The 20,469-nt window shown below is 68.2% G+C and carries 18 protein-coding genes and 1 pseudogene; 10 read left to right on the plus strand and 9 right to left on the minus strand.

The annotated features are described in order from the left end of the window. From DB30_RS36485 to DB30_RS36500, 4 genes and pseudogenes are all read right to left on the minus strand, one after another. A pseudogene (locus tag DB30_RS36485) lies at positions 1–1,655 on the minus strand (hypothetical protein); the annotation flags it as partial. Further along, complete coding sequence (locus tag DB30_RS36490; protein ID WP_146662241.1) at positions 1,652–2,368, minus strand: RDD family protein; 717 nt, start codon at positions 2,366–2,368, stop codon at positions 1,652–1,654. The gene DB30_RS36490 and the pseudogene DB30_RS36485, both read right to left, overlap by 4 nt. Positions 2,369–2,553: 185 nt before the next feature. Next, positions 2,554–3,432: an RsmE family RNA methyltransferase gene (locus DB30_RS42600; protein ID WP_052557976.1), complete on the minus strand. Its 879-nt coding sequence runs from the start codon at positions 3,430–3,432 to the stop codon at positions 2,554–2,556. Then, complete coding sequence (locus tag DB30_RS36500; RefSeq protein ID WP_052557978.1) at positions 3,429–4,439, minus strand: 50S ribosomal protein L11 methyltransferase; 1,011 nt, start codon at positions 4,437–4,439, stop codon at positions 3,429–3,431. Before DB30_RS36500 ends, DB30_RS42600 begins: the two co-directional genes overlap by 4 nt. A gap of 124 nt (positions 4,440–4,563) precedes the next feature. Between DB30_RS36500 and DB30_RS36505 the strand changes: the two genes are divergently transcribed. After that, positions 4,564–4,758, plus strand: coding sequence for a hypothetical protein (locus DB30_RS36505; protein ID WP_052557979.1), 195 nt, complete (start codon positions 4,564–4,566; stop codon positions 4,756–4,758). 52 nt (positions 4,759–4,810) lie between these two features. Here the strand turns inward: DB30_RS36505 and DB30_RS36510 are convergent, their stop codons facing one another. From DB30_RS36510 to DB30_RS36530, 5 genes are all read right to left on the minus strand, one after another. Continuing rightward, positions 4,811–5,695, minus strand: a complete 885-nt coding sequence (locus tag DB30_RS36510; RefSeq protein WP_052557981.1) for a serine/threonine protein kinase — start codon at positions 5,693–5,695, stop codon at positions 4,811–4,813. Positions 5,696–5,793: 98 nt separating this feature from the next. Continuing rightward, positions 5,794–6,537, minus strand: a complete 744-nt coding sequence (locus tag DB30_RS36515; protein ID WP_052557983.1) for a succinate dehydrogenase/fumarate reductase iron-sulfur subunit — start codon at positions 6,535–6,537, stop codon at positions 5,794–5,796. A gap of 2 nt (positions 6,538–6,539) precedes the next feature. Further along, entirely contained in the window at positions 6,540–8,471 is a 1,932-nt protein-coding gene (locus DB30_RS36520) for a fumarate reductase/succinate dehydrogenase flavoprotein subunit (protein ID WP_052557985.1), read from the minus strand. A 2-nt stretch (positions 8,472–8,473) separates the two neighbouring features. Beyond that, positions 8,474–9,214, minus strand: coding sequence for a succinate dehydrogenase cytochrome b subunit (locus DB30_RS36525; RefSeq protein ID WP_052557988.1), 741 nt, complete (start codon positions 9,212–9,214; stop codon positions 8,474–8,476). A gap of 749 nt (positions 9,215–9,963) precedes the next feature. After that, the gene (locus DB30_RS36530) at positions 9,964–10,974 is read right to left on the minus strand and encodes an FHA domain-containing protein (RefSeq protein ID WP_338082228.1); all 1,011 of its coding nucleotides are present in this window, start codon (positions 10,972–10,974) and stop codon (positions 9,964–9,966) included. 613 nt (positions 10,975–11,587) lie between these two features. Between DB30_RS36530 and DB30_RS36535 the strand changes: the two genes are divergently transcribed. The 9 genes from DB30_RS36535 (at position 11,588) to DB30_RS36575 (ending at position 19,970) form a co-directional block, all read left to right on the plus strand. Continuing rightward, positions 11,588–11,950: a bactofilin family protein gene (locus tag DB30_RS36535; RefSeq protein WP_052557992.1), complete on the plus strand. Its 363-nt coding sequence runs from the start codon at positions 11,588–11,590 to the stop codon at positions 11,948–11,950. Between the two features lie 121 nt (positions 11,951–12,071). Further along, positions 12,072–12,539 carry an ATP synthase F0 subunit B gene (locus DB30_RS36540; RefSeq protein WP_052557994.1) on the plus strand — a complete coding sequence of 156 codons (468 nt, stop codon included), beginning with the start codon at positions 12,072–12,074 and terminating at the stop codon, positions 12,537–12,539. Next, positions 12,536–13,225, plus strand: coding sequence for an ATP synthase F0 subunit B (locus DB30_RS36545; RefSeq protein WP_052557996.1), 690 nt, complete (start codon positions 12,536–12,538; stop codon positions 13,223–13,225). The genes DB30_RS36540 and DB30_RS36545 overlap by 4 nt, the downstream gene beginning before the upstream one ends. Continuing rightward, positions 13,225–13,788, plus strand: coding sequence for an ATP synthase F1 subunit delta (atpH, locus tag DB30_RS36550; RefSeq protein ID WP_052557997.1), 564 nt, complete (start codon positions 13,225–13,227; stop codon positions 13,786–13,788). Before DB30_RS36545 ends, atpH begins: the two co-directional genes overlap by 1 nt. Before the next feature lie 15 nt (positions 13,789–13,803). Then, positions 13,804–15,339, plus strand: coding sequence for a F0F1 ATP synthase subunit alpha (gene atpA / locus DB30_RS36555; RefSeq protein ID WP_052557998.1), 1,536 nt, complete (start codon positions 13,804–13,806; stop codon positions 15,337–15,339). A 34-nt stretch (positions 15,340–15,373) separates the two neighbouring features. Beyond that, the gene (gene atpG / locus DB30_RS36560; RefSeq protein ID WP_052558000.1) at positions 15,374–16,396 is read left to right on the plus strand and encodes an ATP synthase F1 subunit gamma; all 1,023 of its coding nucleotides are present in this window, start codon (positions 15,374–15,376) and stop codon (positions 16,394–16,396) included. A gap of 40 nt (positions 16,397–16,436) precedes the next feature. Then, positions 16,437–18,041, plus strand: coding sequence for a F0F1 ATP synthase subunit beta (atpD, locus tag DB30_RS36565; RefSeq protein WP_052558001.1), 1,605 nt, complete (start codon positions 16,437–16,439; stop codon positions 18,039–18,041). Positions 18,042–18,043: 2 nt separating this feature from the next. Continuing rightward, positions 18,044–18,502: a F0F1 ATP synthase subunit delta/epsilon gene (locus DB30_RS36570; RefSeq protein WP_052558003.1), complete on the plus strand. Its 459-nt coding sequence runs from the start codon at positions 18,044–18,046 to the stop codon at positions 18,500–18,502. A gap of 103 nt (positions 18,503–18,605) precedes the next feature. Beyond that, positions 18,606–19,970 (plus strand): M20/M25/M40 family metallo-hydrolase, encoded by a 1,365-nt coding sequence (locus DB30_RS36575; RefSeq protein ID WP_052558005.1) that lies wholly within the window; start codon positions 18,606–18,608, stop codon positions 19,968–19,970. The last annotated feature ends 499 nt before the right edge of the window (positions 19,971–20,469 follow it).

The raw sequence follows: 20,469 nt of genomic DNA on the forward strand, positions 1-20,469 counted from the left end.
ATCTCGGCCGGGGCGGGCGAAGCCTCCGCGCTTGGCGTGGGCGCGCTGGGGGGTGGCGGCGCGGGGCTGGCCGACGGAGCTGGCGGAGCTGGCGGATCCGGTGGACTCGCGACAGGCGGGACGAACGGCTTGACGGCGCCGGGCGCCTGGAAGGTTGCGGGCGGCTTGAACACGCCGGGCGGCAGCAAAGCTCCCGGCGGCGCGAACACGCTTGGCTTTTCTGGCGGCGCGGCCACGGGGGTAGTGTCTGGCGCGGCGGCTGGAGGTGGCTGCGCAGCCGCGGGCGCTGGTGTGGCGGCAGGGACATCTTCTTCGCCGCGCATGCGTCGAAGCACGCCCTCGAGCGCTTGCCCGGCGCCCTCGCACAGATCCGCGCTGGCCTCGGACTCTTCGGCGGTGAAGGGATCGCCGCCGCGGTCCAAGTACAGCATCAGCACCGGCCGATCGTGGACCTTGATCGGCACGAACAAGCAGGGGACCGCCATCTCTTGGCCAACGGCGATCCGCAGATCCAGATCGGTCACGCGCAACAGCGGCTCTTGGCCCTCGACGGCGGCCTCGACCTTGGGGCTGAACTCGACCAGCTGATCCGTGATGCCGGGGATCTGGCCGGCGGTGTCGAGCCCCCGCAAGCCCTCGCGCTTGACCCCAAACAAGGCCACGCGCGGGCTCACGACCAACGCCGCGCGGACCAGCGCGCTGGTGACTTCGTCGCGGGTCGTCGCGGCTTCGAGCTCCGCGCGCGGGCCCGCGAGCCGCTCGGGCAGCGACGCGCTGGCGCGCGGCTCGACGCCACGGTTGACCGCCGGCCGCGGCGTGGGCGTGTCCTCGTCTCGGGGGGGCGCGGGGATTTGCGCTGACTCTGGCGCTGACTCTGGCGCTGGCTCTGGCTCGCTGGTGGGCGGCGGCGTGTCGTCGTCGTCGTCGTCGACGGGCAGGCCGTACAAGAACGTTGGGTTGCGCTTGACCGGGCCCGCCGGGTTTGGCTGGGACTCGTCCTCGGCGCTGTCGGGCGGCTTGGGACCGGCGCCCACGGGCTTGAACACCGGGTCCGACTTGCTGGCCGTCAGCGTCTGCGGCGAGGGGATCTTGAACGGCGCGGTGTTGGGGGCCGCGGTCATCCATGGCGCGGGGGCGGCGGGATCGCGGGCCGGCTCGGGATCTGGGGTGGTCTGCAGGCGCGCGAGGGTCTGGACCCAACGCACGGCCAAGACCGCGTAGCGCTGGGGCATGACCGACGCGCGCCGCTCGGCGGCGAGCTTGGCCAGGCACGCTTCACAAGTGACAAACACCTGCAGATGTTCGACCGAGCGCTCGAGCTCGCTGCGTTGCTCGGGCGGGATCTCTGGGTGGATCGCAACCTGAACGTAGGCCATGTGGCGACGCAGCGGCATCGCCCAACCCAGGTCCAGCAGCGCCGACGGCAGCGCGGCCCAGGGGCGCTCGGGCCCGGGCTCGAGCAGCGCGACCGGGACCGCCTCGCACTCGTTGGCAGCGGCGATCGCCTCGCTGAGCGCGAGCGGACTGAGCAAGTCGAGCTCGAGCAGCACGGTGTCGAGCGAGCCGCCGTAGATCTGCTGGCGGCGAACGGCCGACTGCAGCGCCTGTTCGTCGACGGCCCCGGTGGCGCGCAGGTGTGCGAGCAGCTGACTCACCCGGAGACCACCCTGACTGCCCTGATGACGTACGTGCCCGAGACCAGATCATGGATCGCCCGGCGCTCGCTGCTGAAGGCGATCCACGCCGGGCCCAGGGCTGCGGCAAGAGTTCCAGCGAGCTGCGCGAGGGCCCGCAGCACCGCGACCACGACGCTCGGCGGTTGGCCGTGGCGATCCACGATGCGAACCGCGAGCAGCCGCTGACCCAGGGTGCGGCCCGTCCACGCCACGCTGATCATGAGGTACAGGCCAACGAGCACCAACACCGGACCGGCGCGCAGCAGCAACACGCTGACGTCCGTCGCGAACAGCGTCAGGGCAAAGTCGAGCCCGCGCGCGTCGGGGGCGAGCGGCACCGAGCCGATCAGCCGATGCAGCCCCCAGGCGATCGGTCCCGCGGTGACGCTGAGCAGCGCGAGGTCGATCAGACCGGCAGCGCAGCGACGCCAGAACCCGGCGACCTCGACCGGCATCAGCGGGCGCTCGCAGTGCGGGCACGCTGCGGTCGCGGCAGCGGCGAGCTCACGCTCGAGCTCGGCGTCGCAGTGCGGGCATGGCATCGGGCGCCGCCGCACGGGCACGCGCTTGGGCTTGTTGGCCTGCGCAGCCGGAGCGCTCGCCGGCTCGCTCGCCGGCTCAGTCGCTACGCGCGGTGCCACGCCAGTCGCCACGTCAGTCGCCACGTCGGGCGTAGGTTGTTCGACGCTCACGCTGGAGCTCCGCTTCGCGAGTGGTGATTTGGACGCGTCACTTCGCGGGGTCGTTGACGGTTCGCCTGACCGGGTTCGGCATGGCGCGTCGGGGGCCGGTGGCGCACGCCGGGGACACTAACACCGCCAGCGGCGCCGCGCACCGGGACCGTCACCAGCTCGCGGCGCATGCTCACGCAGCCCACCTACACCCCCGCGGGCGCCGACCCAAAGCGCGCGAGCAGGGCGACCACGGCCGTGGGCGTCCGCAGGATCCACGGCCCGAGGCGGGTCGGCACAAACCCCGCAGCCGCTGCGGCCTCGATCTCGGCCGGCGTCAGCCCACCCTCGGGTCCCACCAGCAACCGAAGGGCTTCTATAGGCGTGGACGAGGGATCTATGGGCGCGGACGAGGGGTCTATGGGCGCGGACGAGACTTCTCGCCCACTTGCGGGGCGGCTGGGTTTGGGGGGCCCTCGGTGGGAAGCTAGCCGCGGAACCTTGGGCATTGGTGGCTCGGCCGGCTCTGTGGCCCGTGAGTCGATCAAGCTGGTCAGGTTGTCGCGATCATCGACGCTGCCGAACACGCCTGGGAGTTGGGGGTGGTGGGCGAGGGCGTTGGCGAGTGACCATGGCTCCGCTGGGGGAGCGCCGAGGAGCTCGGGGGGCGAGGGTCGACCGCACTGGCGCATCGCGGCCCGCATCACTCGCTCGAGCCTTCCGGCCGAGGGCAGGTGACCGCTGCTCCGCTCACAGCGAACGAACACCAGCTGCGTCGCGCCTAGTTCGCAGGCACCGGTGACGGCCTCGAGGGTGGCCGCGGCGTCGGGCAGGCCAAGCAGGACCACGCGGGTCGGGACCGGCGCACCGGGCGGGCGCGGCCCGTCGATCCTCACGCGGGCGCGCCGACCCGCGGCGACCAGGCGCCCGATCCAAACGCTGCCCGCGTCGAACACTTCGAGCGCCTCGCCAATCCGCACGCGCCGAACCTTGATGAGGTAGCGCGACTCCTCGTCGTCGAGCTCGAGCGTGCTCCCAGCTTGCAGCGGGTCAGCCCCAGCTGGCGCGAACGCCCGAACGCTCACCTTGCTGCCGACCCGGCTCGAGGACGCTCCAGCACCAGCGCGCACCAGTCCGCCTCGCGCGGCCGCCCGCGCAACAACAGCCCGATCTGCGTGTACGCAGCCAGCACCTCGTCGCCCTCTTCTTCCAGGATCCCCGACAGGATCAGCACGCCGCCGGGGGTGACGGCGCTGGTGATCGTCGCCGCGGCCGGGATCAGCACCGAGGGTCGAATGTTCGCGAACACCAAAGCCGCGGGCTCGAGCGCGGGGTTGATGGGATCGGGGCCAAGGCTGAGCTGACGCAGCTCCAGCCGCGGCGACCCTTCGCCGATCGAGATGCCGTTGGCTTCGGCGTTCTCACCTGTGGTGTCGACGGCCTCTTGGTCGTGATCCGCGAGGCACAGCGACTCGAGCTCGGGCCAGATCCGCAGCGCCGCGAGCCCGAGGATCCCCGAGCCGCAGCCAAGATCGATCACCCGTCGCGGCCGCGTGGCTTCGCTCGCAGCGTCCGCGACTTCGACCAGCGCCTGCAGACACAGGCGCGTGCTCTCGTGCAGCCCGGTGCCGAACGCCCGGCCAGGATCCAAGATCAGCTCGCAGCTTGGATCATCGGCCTCGCGCGGGATCCAGCTGGGCCGGACCATGAACGCGCTCGCGCCCGCGCGAAAGTAGAGTGATCGGTAGTAGCGCTTCCACGCGTCGCGCCAGTCGTCGCCGTGGTGATCTTCGGCGTCGACGAGGACCTCTAGCCCAAGCGTGACCGCGAGCTCTCGCGCCGCGGTCTCGATCGCCGCGCGGCAAGCTGGGGTCGTGTAGGCGATGAGCTCGGGCCGCTCGACCCGAACGAAGTCGGGTCCCTCGGCGATGCATGTTGGATCGCGAGTCTCGACCCCACCCACGTCGTCATGGCTCGCCAGCAACGCCGCGAGGCCCTCGAGCTGCTCCGTCGCCGCGGTCAGCGACGCCTCGTCCGTCCCGATCTGCGGCATCGCCACTCGCACCGTGCTCCACGCGTCGTGTTCGGTCATGATCGGTCCTTCGCGGCCGTGTTCGTAGCTCGGAAATCACGCCGCCGCGAATTCATCCTACGTGTATTTTTCCTTTGACATCGAAAGCCCGGGTGGTAAATCCGAGGCCGATCAGGATCAGGATATGTCGGCGTCGTACAGCGGAGTGAAGGTGTTTTCTGCGACCAAAGCACGCGAGCGCGAGTCGCTCGGCGAGCGCATCACCGATTGGCTCGACGCCAACACGCAGGACATCGAAGTCGTCGACACCGTGGTCACCCAGAGCTCCGACCGCGAGTTCCACTGCCTCACGATCACGCTGTTCTTCCGGGCCCGCTAGCGGCCACACACCCGCGAAGCGAGCGCCCCGCGAAGCGCCAAGCCGCCTGCGCTCAAAACAGGAAACGTTTGGAGCCAGCCCGCTCGAGCGCCTCGAGCAGCTGGTCCATGTCAGGCCAGCGCGCCGTCGGGTTGTGGGACAGCCCGCGCGCGAGCACCTTGTACGCCGGCTCGCGCCGATGCCCGCGAAGGCCAACGTGCTGCTCGACGTCGTGCGGCGGCCGGCGGCCGGTGAGGGCCTCCCACGCCAACACGCAGAAGCTGTATTGGTCGCTGAGCCGATCGTGACGGCCCTTTTCGCGGTCGCGGGTCTCGGGGGCGGCGTAGTTCAAGTCAACGAGCAGCGGCGGACCTTGGCGCTCCCACGCGCCGGGCTCGGGCGCGAGGTCGCGGGCCCGCTCGAAGTCGACGAGCCGAACATTTTGAAAGCGATCGATCCGCACCCGCGCGGGGATCAGGTCACCGTGCACGACGCCAACGGCGTGGGCCGCCGCGAGCCCCTGTCCCGCTTGACGCAGGACGGCGAGCACCTGCGCTTGGCCAGGCTGATTGTTTGCGAGCCACTCGCTCAAGCCGTCGACACCCACGGCCTGCAAGGTCATGCACAGCTCGGTCCCGAGCACCCCTAGATCGAGCACCGCGGCGACGTTGGGGTGGTCGATGCGCGCGAGCAACCTGGCCTCGCGCTCGAGCAGCTTGGCCGCGATCGGATCGTAGTTGGTGTTGGCGTGGAGCAGCTTGAGCGTGAGCGGCCGACACAGGTGACGATCTTCGGCGAGGTACAGCTCCGCCGGCTCACCGCTGGTCAGCTTTTGTAAGATCCGAAACCGCCGCGGACCGAACACGCTGCGTGTTGGCTCCGTGCGTGGCGGTTGCTGTGCGGGCGTGCCCGACGAGTTGTGCGGCGCGTAGATGTGGTGATGGTAGCCCAGTCTCAATCAATACGGTTGCGCGACAATCCACCCTCGAGCCCGCAATTGGGTCCGAGTGTGGAAATAGATCAATCGGTGCCCAAAAGGACACCCAATGACTGTGCTCAATCGCGAGCGAGACCGGCGAACATGTACTCGCGGTTGAGCAGCGCGATCGCGTCTACGCTAATGCTCTTGGGGCACGCGGCCGAGCACTCGCCGTGATTCGTGCAGCCACCAAAGCCCTCGGCGTCCATCGCCGCGACCATCTTGCGCACGCGAACCTTGCGCTCGACCTTGCCCTGGGGAAGCAGCGACAGGTGCGCCACCTTCGAGCTGACGAACAGCATCGCCGAAGCGTTGGGGCACGCCGCCACGCACGCACCACAGCCGATGCACGCGGCGTAGTCGAACGCCTCGTCGGACTCGCGCTTGCCGATTGGGATCGTGTTGGCGTCGGGCGCCGAGCCAGTGCCAACAGAGACGTAGCCACCCGCGTGTTGGATCCGGTCGAACGCGCTGCGATCGACGACGAGATCCTTGATGATCGGAAACGCCGCCGCGCGCCACGGCTCAATCACGATCTCGTCGCCGTCGTGATACTCGCGCATGTGCAGCTGACACGCGGTGGTGCCGGCTCGGGGACCGTGCGGGTTGCCGTTGATGACCATCGAGCAGGCGCCGCAGATGCCCTCGCGGCAGTCGTGGTCGAACGCGACCGCATCCTTGCCCGCCTCGAGCAGCTGCTCGTTGAGCACGTCGAGCATCTCGAGGAAGGACATGTGCGGATCGGCTACGACCCGGTGGTCCTCGTAGAAGCCGGCCTGCTTGGGCCCGCTCTGCCGCCAAATCTTGAGCTTGATGTCCATCGCTACTTGTAGCTCCGCGTGGTCAGCTTGACGTTCTCGAACTCGAGGGGCTCCTTGTGGAGCGTGGGCGGCGTGCCGACGCCGGCGTACTCCCAGATCGCGCCGTGGGCGAACTCGTCGTCGCGGCGCACGGCCTCGCCCTCCTCGGTCTGGTGCTCCTCGCGGAAGTGACCGCCGCAGGACTCGTCGCGGTACAGCGCGTCGTGGCACATCAGCTCGCTAAACTCGAGGAAGTCGGCGACGCGGCCGGCCTTCTCGAGCCAGGGGTTGAGCTCGTCGGCGCCGCCGGGGACGTACGCTTGTTTCCAGAACTGTTCGCGCAGCTCGGGGATCTGCGTGAGCGCCTTTTGCAGCCCGGCCGCGTTGCGGGCCATGCCGCAGTACTCCCACATGATCTTGCCGAGCTTGCGGTGGAAGTAGTCGACGCTCTTGCGCGAGCTGCCGCTCTTGGACCCGATCTCCAGCAGCTTGCGCTGGCGCTCGCGGACCTCGGCTTCGGCCCGGGCGAACGCGGGGTGCTTGGTGCTGACCTCGCCCGTGTACTCGGTCGCGATGTAGTTGCCGAGCGTGTAGGGGATCACGAAGTAGCCGTCGGCCAAGCCCTGCATGAGCGCCGAGGCGCCGAGCCGGTTGGCGCCGTGATCCGAGAAGTTGGCCTCACCGAGCACGTGGAGCCCGGGGACGTTGCTCATCAGGTTGTAGTCGACCCACAGCCCGCCCATCGTGTAGTGCACGGCCGGGTAGATGCGCATCGGCGTCTTGTACGGGTTCTCCCCGCTGATGCGCTCGTACATCTCGAACAGGTTGCCGTAGCGATCTTCGATCGCCGGCTTGCCGTCGCGCTCGATCGCCGTGGCGAAGTCCAGGTACACGGCCTCGCCGGTCTTGCTGACGCCAAACCCGTCGTCGCAGACCTTCTTGGCCGCGCGCGAGGCCACGTCGCGGGGGACGAGGTTGCCGAAGCTGGGGTAGCGCTCCTCGAGGTAGTAGTAGCGATCCTCGGGCGGGATGTCCTTCGGCGCCTTGTTCAGGTCCGCCTTGTTGCGGGGCACCCAGACCCGGCCGTCGTTGCGCAGCGACTCCGACATCAAGGTGAGCTTTGACTGGTAGTCGCCGCTGACCGGGATGCAGGTTGGGTGGATCTGCGTGAAGCAGGGGTTGGCGAACCCGGCCCCGCGCTTGTACGCCCGGTAGGTCGCGGTGACGTTGCAGTTCTTCGCGTTGGTCGACAGGTAGAACACGTTGCCGTAGCCGCCGGTCGCCAGCAGCACGGCGTCCGCGGCCCATGGCCGGATCTCACCGGTGATCAGATCGCGGGTGATGATGCCGCGCGCGTGACCGTCGACCACGACCAGGTCGAGCATCTCCGTGCGCGGGTGCATCTTGACCTTGCCGTGGGCGATCTGCCGGTTGAGCGCCGAGTAGGCCCCAAGCAGCAGCTGCTGGCCGGTCTGGCCCCGCGCATAGAAGGTACGTGACACCTGCGCGCCGCCGAACGAGCGGTTGGCGAGCACGCCGCCGTACTCGCGGGCGAACGGCACGCCCTGCGCGACGCACTGATCGATGATGTTCACCGACACCTGCGCCAGCCGGTACACGTTGGCCTCGCGCGAGCGGTAGTCGCCGCCCTTGACCGTGTCGTAGAACAGCCGATAGACGCTGTCGCCGTCGTTTTGGTAGTTCTTGGCGGCGTTGATGCCACCTTGGGCTGCGATGCTGTGAGCGCGGCGCGGGCTGTCTTGAAAGCAGAAGCACTCGACATCGTAGCCAAGCTCAGCGAGCGTGGCTGCAGCCGAGGCCCCGGCCAAGCCGGACCCGACGATGATCACTTTGTGGTGCCGCTTGTTGGCCGGGTTGACCAACTTGAGCTCGAAGCGGGCCTTGTCCCACTTGTCCTGGACGGGACCCGAGGGGATCTTGGCGTCGAGTTTCATGTCTAGTGTCCTCCGATGAAGCCGGCCCAGATCGCGAGCGGCATCGAGATGTTGCCGAGGCCCACGATCACACCGATCGCCGGGCCAGCGACCTCGAAGGGCAGCTTCCAGCGACCCACGGCGATGCCTGCGGTCTTGAAGGTCGACGTCACCCCATGGGCGAGGTGCGCGGCCAGGGCGATGTTGGCGACGATGTACGTGATCGCAATCCCCGGCTGCTGGAAGCTGACGATGAAGTGCGCGTACAGGTCGCGGCGGGTTGACTCTTCGGTGACCTGCTGCAGCGCGTAGTAGTCAACGCCACCAAACTCGATGCTGACCACGCCCATCGTGAAGTGGGCGATGTGGTAGACGATGAACGCCAGCAGCACCATGCCGAGCTCCGCCATGTACATGGCAGCCAGCGAGGTCCGCTTTTGCTCGAGCCCAGCGTAGCGCTCTGGCCGGGCCCGTTGGTTGCGCTGGATCAGGACGACCGCGGCGCCCACATGGAGCCCCAGGACCGTCAGCAGACCCCCGCGCGCGACCCACTTGAGCGCGCCGAGCCCCTGCATGAACTCCGCGTAGTCGTTGTACGCGTCGCGGCCCAGGAACACCTGAAGGTTCCCCGCCATGTGGAAGAGTATGAAGCCGACGCCGGCCAGACCCGTGAGCGCCATGACGATCTTCAAGGAGATCGTGGACGTCAGGGCTTTGACGAGCCGGTCGAAGGGCGGGGCGCTCGTTGGCGTGGCGCTGCTCATCGTGACAAATCCTCGCTGCGGGCCGGCAACCCGGCCCTGCGGACGCGGACCTAGCACGTTTCCTCAGTCTAGTCATTACCAAGAGCTTCCATTACCCCCCCGGCCGCCTTCGCACTGCGGGTCACTCGCTCCGCTCGCTCCCAATCGGCTGGTTGTGCGCGGGGGCATGTGTGGCCCCCTGGGAGGGGGCTCATCTTCCCCTCCGGCCGCCTTTCCTTCTTCGCGCAGCGGGGGCACTCAGATCTCGCAGCGCGGGGGCACTCGGATCTCGCAGCGCGGGGGCACTCGGCTCTCGCGCAGCGGGGGGCACTCGGCTCTCGCGCAGCGGGAGGCACTCGGCTCTCGCGCAGCGGGGGGCTCTCGGCTCTCGCTGCGCGAAGAAGAAAGGCGATGAGCCCCCCGCAGCGCGAGCCGAGTGCTCGCAGCGCGAAGAAGAAGGGCGGCCGGAGGGAAGGATGAGCCCCCTTCCAGGGGGCCACACATGCCCCCGCGCACAACCGGCCGATTGGGAGCGAGTGACCCGCAGTGCGAAGGCGGCCGGAGGGAAGGATGAGCCCCCTTCCAGGGGGCCACACATGCCCCCGCGCACAACCGGCCGATTGGGAGCGAGTGACCCGCAGTGCGAAGGCGGCCGGAGGGAAGGATGAGCCCCCTTCCAGGGGGCCACACATGCCCCCGCGCACAACCGGCCGATTGGGAGCGAGCGGAGCGAGTGACCCGCAGTGCGAAAGCGGCCGGGGGGGTAATGACTAATGTATGATTGGTTTTTCGGCGGGGACCCAGCTGAGCTCGAAGTGGCCGAGCATGCACGGATCATCAGCCGTCAGCCGCACCACCGAGTGGCTTGGACCTTCGCTCTGCCCGGCGGGCCGCACACCGTTGGTGCTGGCGAGATCGTAGACCAGCAGCGAGGTCGGGGTCTCTTCCGTGACCAGCGCATGGACCCGCGACAGGTTGCGGCCTTGGCCGGCCAGCGAGCAGCGATCACTGTAGCGGCCGATCAGCAGGCCGCGCTGCAGTTGCTCGCTGTCGATCTGGAGCTCGCGGGTTTGGCCGGAGTCATCGCGTCGGCGCCCGCGACTCGTCGAGCGCCCGCGGCTGCCAGCCTTGACCGAGCGCAGCCGCAGGACCCCACGCGGATCCGGGCGCACCTCGATGTCGATCGGTCGGTACCCGCCGATCTCTGCCACGCCGGGCTCGGCCATCGCCGAGATCGCGAGCCTGTGTCCACCGCCAGAAGTGTCGAGCCCTGTCAGCTTGCGGAAGGACTCCGCGTCGTCACCAGCGAGCATGTCGCGTCCGACTGCCCCTCCGGGCAGCACGAACAGTGACGTTCTGCCGAACGCGAGCGCGACCTGCCCATACGCCGAGAACCCTGGCACTCGTTTGTCATCTGCGAGGATCACCCCCGCGCGGCCACCAAGATCGTAGCCACGAAAGCGCATCGGCCCTTGCCCAGGCCACCCCGTCAACAACAGGTGGCGAAGGCTCACGCGACTGTCGTTCGGGATCGGCAGCGCGCAGCGGTTGTGCCGACCGATCACCACCGCGTGTGGCAAGTCCTTGGGACGCTCGACCACGCGCTGCGCAACCGGGAAACCATTCTGATCCGTCGCGACGATCACCGCGTCACCTTCTTTGACGCCAGTGACCAACGCGTTGAGGATCGGCCGCGCGCGGGCGAAGCAAGTTGCCAACGCCATCTGCGGTTCGGCTCGCTCGTCCCCCGTGTGTGGCTGGGGCCCGCTGTCTTCGATCATCGACACGCCGGCGAAGCGTATGGGAGACCCGCAGGGTTTTCCATGTCTTGGCGACCTCCGATCCAACGACCAGTCCAAAAACCCTCCATACAGCCGATACAAGCCATTCTAGGCACTCAGCCGCACACCCCTAGACACACCCTGCCAAGGCCCCAGCGCGGCGGACGCTATTATAGGCTTCTATAAGCGTGGACGAGACTTCTCGCCCACTTGCGGGGCGGCGGGGGTGGACTGGACCGTCGGTGGGAAGCGACCCGCGGAACCACGGGCACCAACTGCTCGGCAAGATCTGTCGCCCGTAACTCGGGCAACTCGCGGCCGGAGAGGCCACACGCTCTGTGCCGAGCTCGGGGGTGATCTGGGCACCGCGGGGGAGATCTTGCCCAGCGCGGGGTTGATCTGGGCAGCGGGGGGAGATCTTGCCCACCACGGGGTTGATCTTGTTGCGGGCGACGGTGCGGGCTGATATTGCGATGCCCGAGGTTCGGGGGATCGCTTCCCGCTGACGGTCCAGTCCGCCCCCGCCGCACCGCAAGTGGGCGAGAAGTCTCGTCCACGCCTATAGCAGCCTCGTCCACGCCTGTAGCAGCCTCGTCCGCGCCTGTAGAAGCCAATGAACCCGTCATCCGAAATTACTACTGTGCTTGGGAGGGGGTCTCGGTTTGAAGGAAAGCTCACTTTCGAGGGGACCGTCCAGATTGATGGTCGGTTTTCGGGGGAGATCCAGACCGAGGGCACGCTGATCATCGGGGACAGCGCGGAGGTTCAGGCCAACATCGTCGCGGCGACGGTGGTCGTGAAGGGCAAGCTGCAGGGGGATGTGGCGGCGAGCGAGTCCCTGACAATCCAGGCGCCGGCTCGGGTGACGGGCAACCTCTCTACGCCGAACCTGACCATCGAGACCGGATCCTTCTTCGAAGGGCACTGCAAGATGTCGGGCGACGAGGCCCCGGCCGCTAGCGCCCCGCAGGAGTGACCTTGGCGCGCGTTCTTGGGGGTGGGCTCACACGCGCTTCGCTCCGTTGACGCCGGTTCGCCCACATGCTACCTGCCAGCCGCCGTCCACCCGAAGTCTATCGGGGAGACGCCGGACCACCATGACCAATACCGCGCTCCTCGTCGCCTCCGAGTCGCTGCCGGTCGTCGACATCGACAACACGATCTTTCTTCAGGCGATCCTGTTCTTGCTGTTGTTCGTCGTGCTGAACTCGCTGCTGTTCAAGCCGTGGCTCGAGGTCAAGGCGCGGCGGGCCCAACAGATCGGCGGGGCGCTGGCTGACGCGACGCAGCTGCGCACGCAGGCAGAGCAGTCCGGCCAGGAGTACGAACAGCGGCTCGCCAAGGCCCGCGATGAGGCGATGGAGCTCCGCTCGGATCGCCGCCGCGAGGCCGAGCTCGAAGAAGCCAAGATCGTCGGCGCCGCGCGTGCGGAGGCCAATCAGGCCCTCGACGCTCGCAAGCAGGCCTTGGCCCAGCAGACCGAGCAAGCTCGCGGTGAGCTCGGCGGTCAGGTCAGCTCGCTGGCCAACGAGATCGCCCAGCAGATCCTCGGGAGGTCGGCATGAACGCGCTCAACAAATACACCTCCGGCATCGCCGCGTTCGCGCTGGTGTGGCTGGCTCCGCTGGCGGTCGCGCTCGCAAGCCCGCCCCACGGCGAAGCCGAGCACGCCGCTGGGCACGCTGCAGACCACGGGGCCGAGCACGCTGGCGGCATCAAGTGGCTGGGCGACGGCTTCTTGGGCGGACCTGGCGAGGACGGCCGCACCGGCTTCCTCATCATCTTGATCAACTTCGTGGTCTTGATGCTGGTCCTCAACAAGCTGCTGTTTCAAAACCTGCGACGCAGCAACGCAGAAGCCAGCGACGTGATCCGGCTCGAGCTCGAGCGCGCCACCAAGGCTCGCGCCGAGGCCGAGGCCTTGGTCCTGGAGTACGAGACCAAGCTCTCGGCGCTCGAGTCCGAGATCGTCGAGATCCGCGCCCACGCCGTGCAGTCTGCCGAGGCCGAACACGCTCGGATCCTGGCCGACGCGGCCGAGCAAGCTGAAAAGGTCAAGGTCGCAGCAACCCGCGCGGCCGAGCGCGAGGCCGCCCGGTTCCGCGCCGAGCTCGAGCGCGAGATCGTCGACCAAGCCATGCAGCGGGCCGAACAGGCGATCCGTGCCAGCTTCGGCGGCACCGACCAGCGTCGGCTCGTCGACGCGTGGGTCGAAGAGGTGTCGTCGGCCACCATCGGGGGAGCAAACTGATGATCAGCGGCAGCCTGGCCAAGCGCTACGCGCGAGCTCTCATCCAGCTCGCGGCCACACCAACGGCGCGCGACAAGTATCTGCAGAACCTCGGCGACTTCCACGCCGCCTGCAAGACGCACGACCCCCGCGACCCCTCGGGCGAGCGCGACCTGATCAAGGTCCTCGCCGCCGGCCACCACACCCTCGCCAACCGTCGCGCGATCCTCCACGCGATCCTTGGCCGGATCGGGGCCGACCCCAACGTCAAGAAGTTCCTCGAGCTCGTGCTCGAGCGCGGCCGCATCAGCGGCATCGCGCAGATCTACCTGCACTACCGCGATCTCGTCGACGAGCTCGCGGGCCGGATCCGGGCCACGGTCAAGACCGCCACGGCGGTCGACCCAAGCACCACCGGGCGCATCAAGAAGGCGCTCGAGACCGCGACCGGCAAGCAGGTCCTGCTCGAAACCGAGGTCGACACCGAGCTCATCGGTGGCCTCGTCGCCCACGTGGGCAGCTACACCCTCGACCGCAGCGTGCGGACCTCCCTCGACAAGCTCCGCAGCAACCTGCGCGGATAGAAGACGACCGTACAGATGGAAATCCGAGCCGACGAAATCAGCCGCATCATCAGCGAGCAGATCCAGGGTCACGACACCTCGACCACCGTGGAAGAGACCGGCACGGTCCTCACGGTGGGCGATGGCATCGCCCGGGTCTACGGCCTGTCCAAGGCCATGGCCGGCGAGATGCTCGACTTCCCGCACGGCGTGCGGGGCATGGTCCTCAACCTCGAAGAAGGCAACGTCGGCGTGGCGTTGCTCGGCAACGACCACCTCATCCGCGAGGGTGACACCGTCAAGCGCAGCGGCGCGATCATGTCGGTGCCGGTGGGCGAAGAGCTCAAGGGCCGGGTCGTCAACGCCCTCGGCGAGGCGATCGACGGGCTCGGCGAGATCAAGACCGCCCAGACCAGCCCAGTCGAGGTCAAGGCGCCCGGCATCATCGCCCGCAAGTCGGTCCACGAGCCCATGCTCACCGGCCTCAAGGCGATCGACTCGATGGTCCCGATCGGCCGTGGCCAGCGCGAGCTGATCATCGGCGACCGCCAGACCGGCAAGACCGCCATCGCGATTGATGCGATCATCAATCAAAAGGGCCAGGACATGGTCTGCGTGTACGTGGCGATCGGTCAGAAGCAGTCGACCGTCGCCTCGCTCGTCGAGCGTCTGCGCCGCGAGAACGCGATGGAGTACACCATCGTCGTGGTCGCCGGCAGCTCCGAGTCTGCGCCCTTGCAGTTCCTGGCCCCCTACACGGGCGTCACGATCGGCGAGTACTTCCTCAAGAAGGGCGGCCACGCCCTGCTGATCTACGATGACCTCTCCAAGCAGGCCGTGGCCTACCGGCAGCTGTCGCTGCTGCTGCGCCGCCCGCCCGGGCGCGAGGCCTACCCCGGCGACGTGTTCTACCTGCACAGCCGCCTGCTCGAGCGCGCCTGCAAGCTGTCCGACAAAGAGGGCGGCGGCTCGCTGACGGCGCTGCCGATCATCGAGACCCAGGCCGGCGACGTCTCGGCCTACATCCCCACCAACGTCATCTCGATCACCGACGGGCAGATCTTCCTCGAGGGCAACCTGTTCCACCGCGGCGTGCGGCCGGCGATCAACGTGGGTCTGTCGGTCTCGCGGGTCGGTGGCTCGGCGCAGATCGGCATGATGCGGCGCCACGCTGGCCCGTTGCGGACCACGCTGGCCCAGTACCGCGAGCTCGAGGCCTTCGCCCAGTTCGCCTCGGATCTCGACGCCGAGACCCGCGCCCAGCTCGCCCGCGGCGAGCGTCTGGTCGAGCTGCTCAAGCAGTCGCAGTACCAGCCGCTCGACGTGGCCCTGCAGGTCGTCACGGTGTTCGCCGGGACCAAGGGCTTGCTCGACGCGGTCCCGGTGCCGCACATCCGGCCGTTCGAGGCCGACCTGCACAAGTGGATGAAGGCCGAGCGCTCCGCGTTGCTCGACGACATCCGCAAGGCCAGCAAGAAGCCCGACATGATCGCCGCCGACGAGGCGCTCGAGGCCGCGATCATCAAGTTCCGCGATCAGTGGAAGGCGCCGGTCGTCAACAAGTCCGAGTGATCGGCCGCTAGAACGCGCTCCTCGCCTCCTCGCCATGGCCAACCTCAAGGAAATCCGCAACCGCATCGGCTCGGTCAAGAGCACGCGCAAGATCACCTCGGCGATGAGCCGGATCGCGGCGGCGCGTCTGCGTCGCGCGCAAACGGCGATGGAGAACGCGCGGCAATACGGCGTCCGCATGGCGTCGATCGTCAGCGAGATCCTGGCCGAGATCGACGATCCCGGCGCGATGCACCCGATGCTTCGTGGCGCCGTCGCTCCGGCGGCGCCCAGCCACCTGGTGATGCCGGGCTCCGACACCAAGCCGGGCGCGATCGGCTTCATCGTCGTCACCTCCGAGCGTGGGCTGTGCGGCGGCTTCAACTCCGCCGTGAACCGCCAGGTCGAGCGTGACATCAAGGGCCTGCGCGAGCAGGGCCGCGAAGTCCACGTGATCACCGTTGGCCGCAAGGGCCGGGCCTACCTCAAGACCTACAACCAGGCCGCGCTCGCGCACCACGCCGCGCCCACCAAGTCCGAAGAGGTCGTCGACACCGCCAAGCAGGTCGCGCTCGAGGCCATGGCGCTGTTCGAAGGGACCTGGGAGCTCGAAGACACAGACGGCGACGGCGTCGGCGACACCATGTCCACCGTCAAGGTCGACGAGGTTCGCCTGGTCTTCAACTACTTCCGCAACGTGATCACCCAAGAGGTCCACAGCGACAAGCTGCTGCCGGTGCCGATCCCCGAGCCCGCCGAGACCTCGAGCGGCGAAGGCGACGACCGGCCGGACTCCGGCCGCGCCGCGGCGACCCACGCGATCCGTGCGTTCGAGCCCGACACCAAACAGCTCTTGGATCACCTGCTGCCCGTCGCGGTCGAGACCGCGATCCAGCAGGCGCTCTACAATTCCGTCGCCGCCGAGGTCGCCGCCCGCCGAACGGCGATGGACTCCGCGACAGACAACGCCACTGAGCTCATCGGCGAGCTCACGCTGCAGTACAACCGCGAGCGCCAAGCTGCCATCACCAGTGAGTTGATGGAGATCATTGGCGGCGCCGAAGCCCTCAAGTCCTAACCGGGTCGCGCAGGCCGCCCCCGACCCCCGGAGAACTCTCATGTCTGACGACACCAAGAACTCGCTGTTCTCGCCGCCGCTCTCGAGCTCGCCCACGCCCAGCCCCGCTGTCGGCGCCCAGCCGAGCGCTGCTGCGTCCAAGGCCCCGGTCCGGGCTGGCCGGATCACCCAGGTCATCGGCCCGGTCATCGACGTCGAGTTCGACGGCGAGCTGCCCGAGATCAACAACGCGCTGCACGTCACCAACCCGTCGATCAGCGATCGCGAGAACAACCTCACCGCCGAGGTCGCCATGCACCTCGGTGAGCGCTCGGTCCGGGCGATCGCAATGGACACCACCGACGGCTTGGTCCGCGGCATGGAAGTCCGCGACACCGGCGGCCCGATCATGATGCCGGTTGGCCAGTGCGTGCTCGGTCGGATCATGAACGTCGTCGGCGATCCGGTCGACGAGCAGGGCCCGATCGGCGCGACCGAGTTCCGCCCGATCCACCGCAAGGCCCCCGAGTTCGTCGAGCAGAGCGTCAAGGTCGAGCCCTTCGTGACCGGCATCAAGGTCATCGATCTGCTCGCACCGTATCGCCGCGGCGGTAAGATCGGCCTGTTCGGTGGCGCCGGCGTCGGCAAGACCGTGCTCTTGCAGGAGCTGATCAACAACGTCGGCAAGACCCACGGTGGCTTCTCGGTGTTCGCTGGCGTCGGCGAGCGGACCCGCGAGGGCAACGACCTGTACTTCGAGATGATCGAGTCGGGCGTCATCGAGGCCGACGTCGACCACGAGAACAACGTGGTCAAGAAGGTCAACACCGACAAGTCCAAGGTCGCCCTGGTCTACGGCCAGATGAACGAGCCGCCCGGCGCCCGCGCCCGCGTGGCCCTGTCGGCGCTGACCCAGGCCGAGTACTTCCGCGACGAGATGAACCAGGACGTGATGTTGTTTGTCGACAACATCTTCCGGTTCACCCAGGCCGGCTCCGAGGTCTCGGCCCTGCTCGGGCGGATCCCCAGCGCCGTCGGCTACCAGCCAACCCTCTCGACCGAGATGGGCGCGCTGCAAGAGCGGATCACCACCACCCAGGCCGGCTCGGTCACCTCGGTGCAGGCGATCTACGTCCCGGCCGACGACCTCACGGACCCGGCCCCGGCGACCACCTTCGCCCACCTCGACGCAACCACCGTGCTCAGCCGCGCGCTGACCGAGATCGGCATCTACCCGGCCGTGGATCCGCTCGACTCGTCGAGCACGATCTTGACCCCCGAGGTCGTTGGCGATCGTCACTACAACATCGCCCGCGAGGTCCAGCGGGTCCTGCAGAAGTACAAAGAGCTGCAGGACATCATCAAGATCCTCGGCATGGACGAGCTCTCGGAAGAGGACAAGGTCCTGGTCGCGCGCGCGCGCAAGATCCAGAAGTTCCTCAGCCAGCCGTTCGACGTCGCCAAGATCTTCACGGGCGCCGACGGCCGCCAGCTGACCCGCGACCAGACCATCGACTCGTTCGAGGAGATCCTCGAAGGCAAGCACGACGACGTGCCCGAGGTCTGCTTCTACATGAAGGGCGGGATCGACGAGGTCACCGCGCATCACAAGCGCTTGCTCGACGAGGCCGCCAAGAAGCTCGCCGCTGAGAAGAAGGCGAGCTAGCCATGGCCGAGTACCTCCAGCTCGACATCTTGACCCCCGACGGGCGCGTGGATCTGCGCCTGGCCGAGGGCGACAAGTCAGGCGGCGACCACGGCCCGATCGAGGTCGAGGGCGTCGAGCTGCCCGCCGCGCTCGGCGAGATGGGCGTCCGGCCTCGGCACATTCCGTTTCTGACCCCGGTGGTCCCTGGCGTGGTCCGGTTTCGCTACGAGGGCGCCGATCGCCGGCTCGCTGTTGGCGCGGGCTTCCTCGAGGTCTCCGAGGCCGGCGTCGTCACGATCTTGACCGAGCGTGCGCTACGCTCGTGGGAGGTCGAAGTCGAGGCTGCGCGCGCGGACCATGAAGAGGTCACGAGCGAGCTGCAGCAGCACGCGCGCGCGTCGATCCAAGACGCGACCATGCTCAAGCTCAACGCTCGTCGCGCATGGCTCGACGCGCAGCTGCGCGCTGCGCAAGGCTGAGCGCGCGCGGGTGGCATACCGCGTGGTCCGCCACGACCTTCGCGAAAAACCCGCGGAGGCGGGCGGGCCGGGACTCGTGATATGAAGGCGCCAGCTAGCCTCCATGTCCGACGTCCTCGCTGATCTGCCCGTATTTGTATCCGAGTCTGAACCGTGGTTCCGCGCGTCGTTGCGGTCCCTGGTCGAGCAACCAACGATAAGCCCCGGCGTCACCGACAAGGGCCCGATCTTGGCCGGTGTCGAGGTCGCCGCCGCGCTGATGCGAGAGTCGGGGGCCGAGGTCGAGATCGTCCCGAGCGCCGGAACGCCCGCTCTGATCGCCCGGTTCTCGAGCGGTGGTCATCCGGCCCCCAAGGCGCGGATCGTTGTCTACAACCACTTCGACGTTCAGCCCGCGACCGCGGCGAACTGGGACCAGGACGACCCGTTCCGGTTCGAGGTCCGCGAGGATCCTCAGCGCGAGGTCGTGTACATGGGCCGCGGCACCACGGACGACAAGGGCCCCGCGCTGTGTGCCCTGCGAGCGGCCCAGTGGGTCGCCCAGCACGAGCTGCCCATTGAAGTGGTGCTGTTGTGGGAGACCGAAGAAGAGATCGGCAGCCCCAACTTTGGCGAGATCTTGGAGGCTCGCAAGTCGCTGCTGGCGGGCGACGCCGTGATCGTGTCCGACACGATCTGGCCAAGCGCCGGACACCCGGCGATCTCGACCGGGCTGCGCGGCGGGCTGCTGGTCTCGCTGAGCTTGCGGACCGGCGAAGCCGAGACCCACTCGGGGCTGACCGGCGGCGTCGCACGCAACCCGCTGCGCGAGCTGGCCAACTTGGCCTCGGCGATCGGCGACGCCGAATTCTGGCGGCTCGACGCGCTCGCGCCGTCCCAACAAGAGGTTGAGAGCTACCTGCGGACGGGGTTTGACGCGGAGTACTTCCGCAAGTCCCACCGGCTCGAGCAGCTCGAGAGCGACGTCCCGCTCGAGATGATGCTGCGGCTGTGGGCGCGACCCACCTTCGAGATCCACGGGTTGGTTGGCGGGTACACCGGGCCCGGGATCAAGAGCACGATCCCCGCCAACGGCGAGCTCAAGGTCAGCTTCCGACTGGTCCCAAATCAACATCCGGCGGCGCTGCTGGACCGGCTGACCGCGTTCGTGAAGGGCTTCAATCCGGCGGTAGAAGTTCGGGAGCTGGGCAGCTTCGAGCCCTACCAGGGTCACATCACGGGTCCGATCCACGAGGCGATCGTCCACGGGATGACGCAGGGGTTTGGGCGCGAGCCGGCACTGGTGCGCGAGGGCGGATCGATCGGGGCCGTGCCTCAGATGGCGCGAGTGCTTGGGGTGCCGATCCACTTCCTGCCGCTGAGCCTGCCCGAGCACGGCTACCACGCGCCCAACGAGACCTTTGACTGGCGGCAGGCGAAGGGCGGGATCGCCTCTTACGTCCACGCCTTCGCCCACCTCGTTCGCTAGAGTTCGGGTCGTGCTCTTGGGGTCTGCGGGGGTCGATGTGCTGATCGGACAGCGCGCACGACCCGTGAGGGTCCCTCCGGGCACGGAGGGCTCAAGACGCTAATTTGCGTTGTCATGGATCGCTGTCGGCGAGGTCGGGCTGTGGCTTCGGTCGGGCACTCGCAACGCCCTCTTATTGTGCCCGGAGAGACCCTCACGGGTCTTCTGTGCGCTTCTCGTCGTTCGAGACGGCGGCTACGCGCTCGGGATCGAGGGGCGTCTTGGTCGACCACCGCACCACTCGTGCGGGCAACTGTTTACGCCTGCCGGCATCCGCTGGTTTCGCGGGCGTCTCTCGAGCATCGCCTGCGCACGCCCGGCTCGGGTTGCGAGCGGGTTGTCATCGACGGCCTCTTGGGCGACGCGACGCGACGCCACGCCACGCGACGCGACGCGACGCGACGCGACGCGACGCGACGCCACGCGACGCGACGCCACGCAACGGCCACTTGGATGCTCG

This window comes from Enhygromyxa salina, from assembly GCF_000737335.2.
Lineage (GTDB): Bacteria > Myxococcota_A > Polyangia > Nannocystales > Nannocystaceae > Plesiocystis > Plesiocystis salina_C.